Origin of the sequence: Pseudomonas sp. Tri1 (genome assembly GCF_017968885.1) — a bacterium.
GTDB lineage: Bacteria > Pseudomonadota > Gammaproteobacteria > Pseudomonadales > Pseudomonadaceae > Aquipseudomonas.
Map to the genome: position 1 here is coordinate 3585172 of NZ_CP072913.1, position 12348 is coordinate 3597519.

At 61.6% G+C, this 12348-nt stretch carries 10 protein-coding genes; 4 read left to right on the forward strand and 6 right to left on the reverse strand.

The window, feature by feature from the left end; translation table 11 throughout:
• Nucleotides 1-9: 9 nt before the first annotated feature.
• Nucleotides 10-1317 (reverse strand): OprD family porin, encoded by a 1308-nt coding sequence (locus J9870_RS15210; RefSeq protein WP_210638837.1) that lies wholly within the window; start codon nt 1315-1317, stop codon nt 10-12.
• Nucleotides 1318-1631: 314 nt separating this feature from the next.
• Here J9870_RS15210 and mhpT point away from each other — a divergent pair, with 314 nt between their 5' ends.
• The gene (gene mhpT / locus J9870_RS15215) at nt 1632-2843 is read left to right on the forward strand and encodes a 3-(3-hydroxy-phenyl)propionate transporter MhpT (RefSeq protein ID WP_210638838.1); all 1212 of its coding nucleotides are present in this window, start codon (nt 1632-1634) and stop codon (nt 2841-2843) included.
• Between the two features lie 70 nt (nt 2844-2913).
• Here the strand turns inward: mhpT and J9870_RS15220 are convergent, their stop codons facing one another.
• From J9870_RS15220 to J9870_RS15230, 3 genes are all read right to left on the reverse strand, one after another.
• Nucleotides 2914-3861, reverse strand: a complete 948-nt coding sequence (locus tag J9870_RS15220) for a transporter (protein ID WP_210638839.1) — start codon at nt 3859-3861, stop codon at nt 2914-2916.
• Nucleotides 3862-3940: 79 nt separating this feature from the next.
• Nucleotides 3941-4708 (reverse strand): coniferyl-alcohol dehydrogenase, encoded by a 768-nt coding sequence (locus J9870_RS15225; protein WP_210638840.1) that lies wholly within the window; start codon nt 4706-4708, stop codon nt 3941-3943.
• A gap of 44 nt (nt 4709-4752) precedes the next feature.
• Complete coding sequence (locus J9870_RS15230; protein WP_210638841.1) at nt 4753-6225, reverse strand: benzaldehyde dehydrogenase; 1473 nt, start codon at nt 6223-6225, stop codon at nt 4753-4755.
• A gap of 284 nt (nt 6226-6509) precedes the next feature.
• Between J9870_RS15230 and J9870_RS15235 the strand changes: the two genes are divergently transcribed.
• Nucleotides 6510-8285 carry a sigma-54-dependent Fis family transcriptional regulator gene (locus tag J9870_RS15235; protein WP_210638842.1) on the forward strand — a complete coding sequence of 592 codons (1776 nt, stop codon included), beginning with the start codon at nt 6510-6512 and terminating at the stop codon, nt 8283-8285.
• A gap of 27 nt (nt 8286-8312) precedes the next feature.
• On the opposite strand, the gene J9870_RS15240 is transcribed toward J9870_RS15235, so the two are convergent.
• Nucleotides 8313-9212, reverse strand: coding sequence for a helix-turn-helix domain-containing protein (locus J9870_RS15240; protein WP_210638843.1), 900 nt, complete (start codon nt 9210-9212; stop codon nt 8313-8315).
• Between the two features lie 251 nt (nt 9213-9463).
• On the opposite strand from J9870_RS15240, the gene J9870_RS15245 reads away from it, so the two are divergent.
• Nucleotides 9464-10237: an L-iditol 2-dehydrogenase gene (locus J9870_RS15245; RefSeq protein WP_210638844.1), complete on the forward strand. Its 774-nt coding sequence runs from the start codon at nt 9464-9466 to the stop codon at nt 10235-10237.
• Nucleotides 10238-10431: 194 nt separating this feature from the next.
• Nucleotides 10432-11283: a CAP domain-containing protein gene (locus J9870_RS15250; RefSeq protein WP_210638845.1), complete on the forward strand. Its 852-nt coding sequence runs from the start codon at nt 10432-10434 to the stop codon at nt 11281-11283.
• Between the two features lie 90 nt (nt 11284-11373).
• On the opposite strand, the gene J9870_RS15255 is transcribed toward J9870_RS15250, so the two are convergent.
• Nucleotides 11374-12270, reverse strand: a complete 897-nt coding sequence (locus J9870_RS15255; protein ID WP_210638846.1) for a LysR family transcriptional regulator — start codon at nt 12268-12270, stop codon at nt 11374-11376.
• Nucleotides 12271-12348 lie beyond the last annotated feature (78 nt).

A 12348-nucleotide genomic window follows, 5' to 3' on the forward strand; every position in this document is an offset into this window, starting at 1 on the left:
CTCAGTGGATCACCAGATCGGCACGCTGTAGGTCACCAGGAACCGGGTCTGGTTCTCGTCGCGAAACGCCGCCGTACCTGGGAAGTCATTGCGATAGATCGATTTGCGCGCCAGCAACCCGACATTTTTCAACGGGCCACTCTGGATCACGTACCCCAGCTCCATCTGGAACTCGCGCTCCTTGCGATCCTCGGCATTGAGCGCCGCCAGCTCAATGTGATCGCCACGCACATAACGCAGACGAGTCCTCAGCCCCGGTACACCCACTGCGGCGAAGTCATAGTCATGGATCACCTGCCAGGTGCGCTCCTTGGCATTGAGGAAATCCGAGCTCATGGTCATTTCGCTCAAGCCCATCAACTCGGTGCCGGACACATAAGGGGTGGCCGTATCACCGCTGGAATGCATGTAGCCCAAGCTCACGCGATGCCCACCCAAACGATAGCCGACCAGCGCCGAAACATTGCGGTTATCCACCTTGCCGGCCTTGGCAGCGCCGTCCTCGTCACTGAAAAAGCTGCGCAGGTCGGTGGTCAACACACCGTCGCCCAAGGGCAAGTTGTGCAGCAACGCCAGGGTGTCCTGCTGGTACAAGTCCGCCACTTCAGCGTGGTAGGCCCGCAGGCTCAGGTCTTTGTTGACCTGGTAGTCGCCCCCCACATACGCCATATGCGAAGAGGTCGCTGCACCGTTGAACCGACGGTTGGGCGAGGCGATGCTCATCGGTTGGTAGTCGGTGGAGTCGCGACGGTTGATGCGGTCGATGTACCCCGTGTTCAACGTCAATCCGTCGATGTCCTTGGAGCTCAGTGTCGTGCCGCGAAAGGTTTGCGGCAACAATCGTGACGGGCTGGCAAAGGCGAACGGCAGGAAGATCGAAACGTCGCCGGTCTTCACCGTGGTCTGGCCGAAACGCAGCTTGCCGGTCAAGGCCAGGCGCGAATACTCATCGGCGGCACGCTTGTCGCTGCTGGACACCGGCAACAATTCAGTACCACTGCGATCCGGCGACGAATCCAGCTTGATCCCCACCAACCCTCGGGCGTCCAGGCCAAACCCGAGCGTGCCCGGCGTAAACCCAGACTCCATGTTCAGAATCACCCCCTGGGCCCATTCCCGGGCCGCGGTCTTGGCGCCATCGTCCTTGTAGTCGCGATCCATGTAGTAATTGCGCAGGGTCAGGGTACCGTGGCTATCGTCGATGAACCCCTCTGCCCATAAAGCGCCGGAACCCAGGCTCAGCCCGAGACAGGCCAACAGTTGAACGAGAGGTGAAACAGGGAGCGCCGCAAAGGCGTGCCGGGCAAGGTTTGGCATGTGTGATGTCCAATTATTGTTGTTGTTTTTGATCGACCTCAACACCTGGAGCGTTGGGCTCTGCGCCAAGAGAATGGAAAGGTCCCAACGCCTTCGTCAATCCAACATGACCGATAATCGAACATTAATATCATTAACTAATTTATCAATAAAACCTCCATCTACTCTCAAGCAGCTGATTTTTATCGCGATATTTGGGTAATCAGCTTACCGTCCGGCGCGATTCATTTTTTAGTTAGGTTTGTTAATCTTAAATACACCTGTCGGATTTCCCGAGCTGGTAGCCCCTGACAAAAACAATAAGAGGATTTGCCATGAACCGTCCGGCGCGTCGTGCGACGCTGACCATCGCCTTGTGTTTTATCGTTGCGCTGATCGAGGGTTTCGACCTGCAATCGGCCGGCACTGCTGCCGCCGGTCTACGGCAGACGTTTGCCCTGGACCCGAAGATGATGGGTTGGGTATTCAGCGCCGGGATCATCGGGCTGCTGCCGGGTGCATTCTTTGGAGGCTGGATCGCTGATCGGATCGGCCGCAAGAAAATTCTCATCGCCGCCGTCCTGCTGTTCGGCGTGTTCTCCCTCAGCACCGCGTATGTCGAACACTTCTCCAGCCTGCTGCTGGTGCGCTTCATGACCGGCCTGGGCCTTGGTGCTGCCCTGCCCAACCTCATCGCCCTGTGTGCCGAAGCCGTGGGTGAGCAACGACGCGGCACGGCCATCAGCGTGATGTACGCGGGCGTCCCGTTGGGTGGTGCACTGGCGGCGGTGGTTGCCATGTTGTTTGGCGAGCACTGGCAAATGACTTTTTTCATCGGTGGGCTGGCACCGTTGCTGGTGGTGCCGCTGATGTTGCTCTGGCTCCCTGAATCCAGCGCCTTTCGCCAGGCTCAACATGTCAGCGCCGCGGCTCGCAGCTCAACCGGCCAGGCGCTGTTCGGCGATGGCCGGGGGCGTACCACCCTGGCGCTCTGGCTGAGCTACTTCTTTACCCTGACGGTGATGTACATGCTGCTCAACTGGCTGCCGTCGTTACTCCTCGAACAAGGCTTCAGCAAACCCCAGGCCGGTCTGGTGCAGATGCTGTTCAACATCGGCGGCACCCTGGGTTCGTTGCTCGGCGGCCTGTTACTGGACCGTTGCAATGGCATCAAGGTGGTGCTGTTCGTCTATGCCGGATTGCTCAGCGCCCTGGCCGGGGTCGGGCTGTCGGTCGGTATCGTGCCGATGGGCATCGCAGGGTTCGCTGCCGGGTTGTTTGTCATGGCCGCGCAACTGGTGCTCTACGCCTTGGCCCCGCCCTCCTATCCTACGGCTGTGCGGGCGACAGGGGTCGGTGCAGCCGTGGCCATCGGACGCCTGGGGTCGGTCGCCGGACCATTGGCCGCCGGCCAAATCCTGGCGGCCGGCGCGGGAACCACCGGTGTGCTGTTGGCGACGTCTCCAGGGCTGTTGATTGCTGCCGTGGCGGCGATCAGTGTGATGGCCCGTGCGGTGGTGGTGGGTGAAGCACAAGGGGTGCGCTAACCCTCTGCAACCCACTCCTTGTGGCGAGGGAGCAAGCCTCCTTCGCCACAAGGATGTCCACCGGGGACCACTAGAATCTATGCAACCAGTTCAACACTAGCTTATCCCCCTCGGTACGGTTCTCGGCATCCTGCTCGAAGTAGGCATTGACCGACAGCACGTCCTCCTTGCGAAAGACATAATTGAACCCCGGCCCGATCGCCCAGACCTTCTCCCGGCGCCCGCTGACGTCGTGCCCATCGACCTGGGTGTCAGTGAACTGCTTGAGCCAATAGCCGTTGAGCCCGGCGCTCAGTCGATCGGTCAAGGCGTACTGCAACGTCAGGTTGGCGTGCAAGGCCTGACCGGCCTGGGTATCGGAGACATCACCAAAACTGGCCGAAGGGTCGTCGTTCTTGCCGTTCCACAAATACATGAAGCGCCCGCTTGCCGACCATTTGGGCGTGAACCAGTAGGTGGCGGCGTAATACGGATTGAACGACCAGAAGTTACTGCCCGGGTTGATCGAGCGATTGCGGTTGTAGGCACCGACCGGCATCGACACGTCCACCTCGACACGCTGGGTCAGCAAAGGGCTGCCATCGGCGCGGGTCAGTGTGGGCAATTGCAGGAAGGCGCCGACGATCAGGTCGCCAAACCCTTCCCGAGAACTCAGGGCTGCATTGTTCAACCCATCGTCCACATCCACATGGGCCAGGGAGGTGTTGATCAGGGTAAACCCTGGCATCGCGCCGTTGGCGCGGGGTTGGCCGACGTAGATGATCTGGGTGGTCGGCGCGAAGACCTCCACGGTTTGCTTGGGTAGCGGCAGTTTATTGCCGTGGGCATCGTTGAAACGATTGGCCTTGGAGTACGTCAGGTATTCCTCCAGATACCAACCGGGGCCGGCCGGCGCAGGGGAACCGTCGTAGAAACTGGTGCTACCCAGATTGAGGCCAGGCAGGTCGTACGCATGAACGAGGGGCGACAGCGCAACCAGAATCGGGGCAGCAGCCATCCGCAAGATAGGCTTGAGCATCTTGTGAGTCCTGTATTTTTGTTGTTATTAGAGGCCCGGCACCGCACCCACAGTGCCGGGTTACATCACCGCGACGGCGTTATATGTAGGTCGCCGCAAGCCCGCCATCCACCGGCAGGTTGACCCCGTTGACCCAGCGCGCAGCGTCTGAACAGAGAAAAGCGATCACCTGCGCCACCTCATCGGCCAGGGCCGGACGCTTCATGCGATGGCTGTCCTGTGCCACGCGTTCCTCGCCGAGCATGCTGACGAAATCTCCGAGGATAGGGGTGAACACCGGCCCCGGCGCCACGCAATTGACCCGCACCGAATGCTCGGCAAACCACTGTTGCGCCTTCTGGTAAGTCCAGACGATCAGTGCTTCCTTGAAGTATTGGTAACAGGTTGCCTGCTCCACCGGGTTAGCCGCGAGCCACTGCTGCCCTGCCCCATAACTCTGGGTAGCAGCCAAAGCCTTGTGCAACGCCAGCCGCTCCGGCCACTGCGCCCCCAGGATCGAGGCGACGTTGACGATGCTGCCCCCCGGGGCGATGCGCGGCAGCAAGGCTTCGGTGAGGTGACGCAGGCCCAGGTAATTGACCTTGGCCACGGCCTGTACCGGCGCGGTCCCCGGCACACCGGCGATGTTGCACAGCCCGTCGATCTGCTGCGGTAAACGCCTCACCAAGGCATCGGTGCTTTCAGGATCGCCCAGGTCGGCCTGGAAAAAGCCATCAACGGTCAGTTGTGGCTCATGACGATCGACGCCGATCACACGGGCGCCCTGGAAACGCGCCAGGCGCGCCACCTCCGCACCGATGCCGGACGCCACACCCGTGACCACCAGGGTTTTGTTATGCAAGTTCATGTTCAAGCCCTCTTATTGTTGTATAGGCATATCGTGGAACAGCGTCAGAACGGATAGATCGGCGCGGTGTTTTTCACCGTCACCCATTGCCACTGCGTGTATTCATCCCAGTCCGCCGGGCCGCCGACGCTGCCGCCATTACCCGAGGCACCGCGCCCGCCGAAGGGGTTGACGCACTCATCGGCAACGGTCTGGTCATTGATATGCAGCATGCCGCACTGGAGTCGTTCACCAATGGCCATGGCCCGGCCCACCGACGGTGAAATGATCGCCGCCGACAAACCGTACTCGGTGCGGTTGGCCAATTCGATGGCCTCTTCGTCGGTGGCGAAGCTGACCACCGTCGCCACGGGCCCGAAGACCTCCTCTTCGAAGGCTCGCATGCCCGGCTTCACGCCGCTGAGCACGGTCGGCTGATAAAACAGCCGATCATATTCGCCGCCGGTCTCCAGCCGCGCCCCGGCGCTCAAGGTGTCGCTGACAATTGCATGCACCCGCTGCAACTGCCGCTGATTGATCAATGGCCCCAGGGCAGCTTCGCCCCGGGCAGCGTTGCCGACGCTCAAGGCGCGAGCCTTTTCCACCAGCTTGTGGGTCAGGGCTTTGGCGATGGACTCATGGGCCAGGATCAAGCCGGTGGCCATGCAAATCTGCCCTTGATGCAGCCAGGCCCCCCAGGCCGCGTTGCGGGCGGCGACGTCCAGGTCGGCGTCTTCGAGAATGATCAGCGGGTTCTTGCCGCCCAGCTCCAGCGCGACTTTCTTCAAGTTGCGCCCGGCTACCTCAGCGACTTTGCGACCAGCCCCGGTGGAGCCGGTGAAGGCGATCATCCGCACGTTAGGATCGCGGCACAGCGCCTCGCCGGCATCCGCCGCGCCGGGCAACACTTGCAGCAAGCCCTTGGGCAGCCCTGCCACCTCGAACAGTCGGGCGATGAGCAGACCACCGCTGACCGGGGTCTGCGGATCCGGCTTGAGCACCACCGCGTTGCCCGCCGCCAGGGCCGGCGCTACGGAACGCATAGACAGAACCAGAGGAAAGTTGAACGGCGAAATCACCCCGACCACGCCGTGGGGTTGGCGCCGGGCATAGGACAGGCGCCCCGCCTCGCTGGGCAACACCAGCCCATGGGCTTGGGACAGCAGCCCGGCGGCTTGATGCAACAGCACAATCGCCTCACGCACTTCATGCTGGCCCTTGAACAACGCGGCGCCGGTTTCCCTGGCCACATACAGCGCCAGTTCCTCGAAGGCATGCTCAGCCACGTCGGCGGCCTTGCGAAAGATCGCCGCGCGTTGCCGCGGGCCCATCGCCGCCCACGCCGATTGAGCCAGGGCGGCGTCTCGGCAGGCCTTGGCGATGTCGGCGGCGTCGGCCGTGGCGCTACGCATCATCACCTCGCCGGTGGCCGGTTCGATGATCGGTTGCAGTGGGCCCGAGGCAGGCACCCAGTCACCGTTGAATACGCATTCGGATTCGATCACCTGAGACAACAGGTGGCTTTTGGATGCAGACATTTAAAACTCCCGGCTCTTTGTTGTTGTCATCGTTTGCCGCGCCTCGAAGGCGCCTGCGCAAACGCCGTGCAAGTGCTTGAGCAAGCGTTGTGCCGGTTTCGCCTGTTGATGCCGGAAAAAATGCCGCAAGGCTCTGGATCAAGGATCTGCCAAAGCCACTACCGGCCAAGCGTCGCTGGCGCCCCTGGAGCCAAGCAGCCGACGCTTGTTCATTTGATAAAGTTATGTTTAATAACTATCTAGCCAGATGATCATTTCGATCAACCGCCATCAGGGGCCTGACAATGAATAATCCCCACTGTCCGTTGCCGGATCACCGGATTGCCACCGAGCATTTCCACCCACGGGGCGACAGCAACGAACTGACCGACAGCAGTTCGCCGACGCCGGCCGAACTGACCGATTGCCTGTTTTTTTCCCCTGACGATGGGCGTATCTGGCTCAACGACCAGCGTATGTTGCTGCTGCACAGCTCATCCTTCGGGGCGTTACGCCGGGAGATCATCGAGCGCCAGGGGCTGGAACAGGCCCGTGGCATGCTCACCCGCACCGGCTATTGCTCCGGGGCCCGGGATGCCCGGCTGATTCGCGAACGCTGGCCCCACGCCGATGCCGCCGCGGTATTTCGCGCCGGCACGCATTTGCACACCCTGGAAGGCATGACCAAGGTCGAGCCGTTGCATTTCAAGTTCGATGCCGATTCGGGATTCTATGAAGGCGAGTTTCTCTGGCACCACTCCTGTGAGGCCGACGAGCATGTTGCGGCCTACGGTACCGGGCAGGACCCGGTGTGCTGGACCGAGCTGGGCTACGCCATCGGTTTCGTCAGCGGGCTGTTCGGGCAATTGGTGATTTTCCGCGAAGTGGAATGCCGAGGCATGGGCCATGAGCGCTGCCGAGTCATCGGCAAGACCGCTGAGCAATGGGGTGACATCGAGCGGGACCTGAGTTATCTCAACGCCTCGCCCGCAACGCAGGCCAGCCGCAGCGCGCCGGAGCTTCACAGTGCAGCCGGAACCGCGCCGCTGCCGGACAGCGAGCAACCCCTGATCGGCGCCAGTGCCGCCTTCAATTCAGCGACCCAGGCCCTGCAGCGCGTGGCCTTGACGCCTGCCACCGTGTTGGTCAGCGGCGAATCCGGGGTAGGCAAGGAACTGTTCGCCCGCCAGTTACACCAATTGAGTCACCGCCGCGATGGGCCATTCATTGCCCTCAACTGCGCGGCCATACCGGATAACCTGATCGAAGCCGAGCTGTTCGGCGTCGAGCGCGGCGCCTACACCGGAGCCACTCACTCGCGCCCCGGACGTTTCGAACGGGCCCATGGCGGCACGCTGTTTCTCGACGAAATCACCTGCCTGAGCCTGGCCGGGCAAAGCAAGCTGCTGCGCGCCTTGCAGGAGCGCGAGATTGAGCGGGTCGGTGGTGGTCACGGCATCAAGGTCGATGTCCGGGTGGTGGCGGCGACCAACGTCGACCTGCGTAAAACCGTGGCGGACGGCGAGTTTCGTGCGGACTTGTTCTACCGGCTCAATGTCTACCCCATTGCCCTGCCCCCCTTGCGAGAGCGCCGCGATGACATACCGCTGCTGATCAACGCCTTCCTCAAACGCTTTTGCCAGGAGTACGGCCGCACGCCCATGGGCCTGACCATGCGCGCCCTCAAGGTCCTGCTGCGCTACGACTTCCCGGGCAACGTGCGAGAGTTGCAGAACCTCATCGAGCGCGGCCTGATTGCCAGCGAAGAAGGCCAGGCAATCGACCTGACGCATCTGTTTCGCAATGAGCAATTGCCGGTGGCGGCCTATTCCGTGGACGACAACGGCGGCCTCTCGTCGATAGGCCGCGCCACGACCGATGCCCTGGAAAAACCGGCCTTGCTCCAATCCCTCAGCCAACTGGACTCGGACTTCTCCATTGATGGCCTTGAATCCCGGCTGATCAACGAGGCGTTGCACTTGAACAACGGCAACCTGGCGGCGGCGGCAAGATCATTGGGATTGAGCCGGGCCCAGTTCGCCTACCGGCTGAAGAAACATCAACGAGGGATCCCAGCCTGATTGCAAACCTGCTCGCGATAACGCAGGTCAGTTTGCCTCCACGCCCCGCCGATACTCGCTGGGCGTCTGGTTCATCTCGATGCGGAAATGCCGGTTGAAGTTGGACAAATTGTTGTACCCCACTTCAAAGCAGATGTCGGTCACCGGCATTTCGCTCTGCAACAGCAAACGGCAGGCTCGCTGGACCCGCAGCTTGCGCATCAGGTCAATGAAGCCGTGCCCGGTGATGCGTTTGAAAAAGCGCGAGAAGCCGGGTTCGCTCATGTCCAACTGCCGGGCGATCACCGACAGGCGCAGGTCGCCGGTGAGTTCGGCTTGCAGGTACTCGAAAGCTCTATGAATACGTTCGGAACTGCGGGCATCCAGGGTTGGTGCGTAGCAGGGGCTCGCCAGGCACAAGGCCTGCGCTTCGGGGGCTTTACTGAGGGTTTCAAGCAGTTGCAGGAACAGCGCCAGCCGCCCCAGTCCCTGCGCCGGACCGATGGCCTCGAGCAGGCTCGCGGCGTGAACGGCGGTGTCGCCGCTGAAGGCCAGGCCTCGCCGAGCCCGCTCGAACAACGTCTGTAAATCCCCTAGTTCCGGCAAGGTCCGGCGCAGGGTCAGCAAGGTGGCGCCGTCGAACTGCAACACCACATCGCGCCCGGCCAGGTGCTCGCCCGGCGCCAGGTCGCCCATCCAGTCGTGGGGCAGGTCCGGACCGATCATCGCCACATGGCCGGGGCCAAACGGGCCAATATAGTCGCCCGCCAGCAACTTGCCGCTACCGTGGCGGATAAGGTGGATTTCAAATTCGGGGTGATGGTTCCAGCGCGCCATCGGATAGGGATAGTCGTGCTCGTACCAGCGAAAACTGTGCTCGGGTTCGGGCAGGATGACCTCAAGTTCGGCCGGTCGCTGTTCGAACAAAGGCGTTCTGTGATCAGGCATGACGCGCCTCTCTTATCGTTATAGCCAGCACCTTACGCTGGGTGCACAGCGGTTCGCCAGTTCCCACCTGACTGCCCACTGATACTTTTTTAACCCGACCGAACGGCCCGTACAGGCGTTAAAAAAGTATCACCGGATCATCCTCCCTGCGTTTGTCCCCGTTGAGGTGCACTGCTGTAATCGCCCAGCCATGGCGCACATGCAGGTCCGCCCTGCCCCATGGACCTCTAGACTGAAGACAGGACAAGCCCATGAAACGACTGGAAGGAAAAAGTGCCCTGATAACCGGCGCAGCCCGAGGTATCGGCAAGACGTTTGCCCAGGCCTATATCAATGAAGGCGCCACGGTGGCGATTGCCGATATCGATCTTCAGCGGGCCCAGGTCACCGCCGCCGAATTGGGCGACAGCGCCTACGCGGTGAAAATGGACGTGATCGACCAGGCGTCCATCGACCAGGCCATCGAGGCAGTCGTGGCCCGGGTGGGCAAGCTGGATATCCTGATCAATAACGCGGCGCTGTTCGACCTGGCGCCGATCGTGGAAATCACCCGCCAGAGCTACGAACGACTGTTCTCCATCAACGTCGCCGGCACGCTGTTTACGCTGCAGGCGGCGGCCCGGCAGATGATCCGCCAGGGTCACGGCGGCAAAATCATCAACATGGCGAGCCAGGCCGGTCGGCGTGGCGAGGCGCTGGTCGGCGTCTATTGCGCCAGCAAGGCCGCGGTGATCAGCCTGACCCAATCTGCCGGGCTGGATTTGATCAAGCATCGGATCAACGTCAACGCCATCGCCCCCGGCGTGGTGGATGGCGAGCATTGGGATGGCGTGGATGCGCTGTTTGCCCGCCATGAAAACCTACCGCGCGGAGAAAAGAAGCGCCAGGTCGGTCAGCAAGTGCCTTTTGGCCGGATGGGCACTGCGGATGACCTCACAGGCATGGCGATTTTCCTTGCCTCGGCAGAGAGTGAATACGTGGTGGCGCAGACTTATAACGTCGATGGAGGGAACTGGATGAGCTGAAAATCCGCAGCTTTATGGCCTTGAAACGACGGAAATGGACTTATTCGGCGGAAAATTGATCCCACTACTTGAAGATTGTCCCGAACGGTACCAAACGGTGCCGTTCCAAGGGATTTCAAGAGAGCGTGAATACCGTTGCCCCAGCGGGGCAAAAATTGCGCATCATAGGCGCCGTCCGCTCAAGGGAGATTTACATGCGTGCCATTTCATCCGCCATGCGTCTTGTCGTGCTGTCGCTGGGCCTGGCCTTCGCCGCCAGCGCCGCGGCCACCGAAGAGACGCAACTGGTCGAGACCATCAATCTGTACCGTAGCCAGTCCCAAAGTTGCGCGGGCCAGGCCTCTCTGGAGTTGCCGCCGCTGGCGATGGACTCTCGGCTGATCCTGTCCGCCAATGGCATCGGCGACCTGCAGCAGGCGCTGGCGCGCACGGCCTATCCGATGGTCAACGTGCAGGCCATCAGCCTGTCCGGGCCACGCGATGCGCAAGCTGCGATGAAGGCCGTGCAGGAAAGTTTCTGCCAGGTTGTCCTGGACCCGCAGTTCGTCGACATCGGCGTCAGCCGCCTGGATCGCGAATGGCGCATCGTGCTTGCGCGCCCACTGCTGTCGGCACGCCTGGGGGACTGGCAAGCCGAAGGCCAGAAACTGCTGAAGTTGATCAACAGCGCCCGTGCGCAACCCCGCCGCTGCGGTACTGAAACATTCGCGGCCACAACCCCACTGAGCTGGAACGCCACCCTGGCCCTGGCCGCCGTGACTCATACCCGGGCCATGGCCAACAGCAATTTCTTCGACCACAAGGACCGCGACGGCCGCATGCCGGGTGATCGTGCCGAACTGGCAGGCTATCTCGGCCAGTTGATCGGTGAGAACATCGCCGCCGGGCAAGACACAGCCCTGAAGGTGGTGGACGGCTGGCTGGCAAGCCCCGGGCATTGCGCCAACCTGATGAACCCGCAGTTCCGCGAACTGGGTGCCGGCTACGCGACCGATCCGAAAAGCGATGCGGGGATCTATTGGACGGCGATGTTTGGCACCCAATAGCGCGGTGGCCGGGCCACCGTTATCGCGAGCTGGCTCGCTCACACAAGGGATTTGTGGTGCTCATGAGAAATATGCGGTGCGCCAATCACATCAATGCCGGCTACTGGCGCTGTACTGCCGCAGCGTCTGCCGCAAATGCTGCATGAACTGGCTCAACGACGGTGACTGGGCCACGGGTTTGCGTTGCAACAGGCCGATCGAGCGCTTGCCGGGCTGGTCGATGGCGATCACCGCGCATTGCTCACCGATATTGAACACTGCCGTGCAACTGGCCGGCAGCAAGGAAAAACCCAACCCTTCACGCACCAGGGCGGTGGCCGTGCTCATGTGGGCCACTTCCCAGGCCGGCTCAGGATCGACATTCAGGTAACGCAACGCGGCATCGGCCAGTGGGCGGATACTGGTGTCGGGGGTCAGGGCGATATAGGGCTGGCGCTTCCAGTCTTCCAGGCTGTCACGCTGGTGGTCCTTGTGGGTCAGCAACACCAGGTTGTCATCCAGCAAACGCACGAAGCTCAGCCCGGACAGGTCGTCCGGCAACGACGTAATGCCTGCGTCCACCTCGCCGCGCTGCACCCACCCCATGATCTCCCCGGCGCGGCCGTCCAGTACGCTTACCCGTACCCCCGGGTGTTCGCGCTGGAACGCGGCAATGACCACCGGCAGGAACGAAGCAGCGGCAGTGGGCAGTGCCGCCAGGCGCAGGGTGCCTCGGCTCAGGCTGAGGGTGTCGCGGGCGTCGCGCACGGCATCGTCCATGTCCCTGAGCATGCGCCTGGCCTGGGGCAGGAAGTGTTCACCGGCGGGCGTCAACTCGACACTGCGGGTGTTACGCGCCAGCAACTGCAAGCCCATAGTCTCTTCCAACTTGCGGATGCTGTAGCTCAGGGCCGGTTGGGACAGGTGAAGCTGTTCGGCGGTGCGAGTGAAGCTTGAGGTTTCAGCGATCAAGATGAAAGCGCGAAGCTGTCTGAAAGAAACGTTCATGGCTGCACTTATAAAAATAATGGATCAATTGATTCTACCTTTAAAATTCACAGAACAATCGACGCCAGCCACTATGGG

What these genes read in the sequence shown, in the direction of transcription:
- mhpT (WP_210638838.1), top strand. Translation starts at nt 1,632, where the DNA reads ATGAACCGTCCGGCGCGTCGTGCGACGCTGACCATCGCCTTGTGTTTT.
- J9870_RS15240 (WP_210638843.1), bottom strand. Translation starts at nt 9,212, where the DNA reads ATGCCTGATCACAGAACGCCTTTGTTCGAACAGCGACCGGCCGAACTT.
- J9870_RS15235 (WP_210638842.1), top strand. Translation starts at nt 6,510, where the DNA reads ATGAATAATCCCCACTGTCCGTTGCCGGATCACCGGATTGCCACCGAG.
- J9870_RS15225 (WP_210638840.1), bottom strand. Translation starts at nt 4,708, where the DNA reads ATGAACTTGCATAACAAAACCCTGGTGGTCACGGGTGTGGCGTCCGGC.
- J9870_RS15250 (WP_210638845.1), top strand. Translation starts at nt 10,432, where the DNA reads ATGCGTGCCATTTCATCCGCCATGCGTCTTGTCGTGCTGTCGCTGGGC.
- J9870_RS15220 (WP_210638839.1), bottom strand. Translation starts at nt 3,861, where the DNA reads ATGCTCAAGCCTATCTTGCGGATGGCTGCTGCCCCGATTCTGGTTGCG.
- J9870_RS15230 (WP_210638841.1), bottom strand. Translation starts at nt 6,225, where the DNA reads ATGTCTGCATCCAAAAGCCACCTGTTGTCTCAGGTGATCGAATCCGAA.
- J9870_RS15255 (WP_210638846.1), bottom strand. Translation starts at nt 12,270, where the DNA reads ATGAACGTTTCTTTCAGACAGCTTCGCGCTTTCATCTTGATCGCTGAA.
- J9870_RS15245 (WP_210638844.1), top strand. Translation starts at nt 9,464, where the DNA reads ATGAAACGACTGGAAGGAAAAAGTGCCCTGATAACCGGCGCAGCCCGA.
- J9870_RS15210 (WP_210638837.1), bottom strand. Translation starts at nt 1,317, where the DNA reads ATGCCAAACCTTGCCCGGCACGCCTTTGCGGCGCTCCCTGTTTCACCT.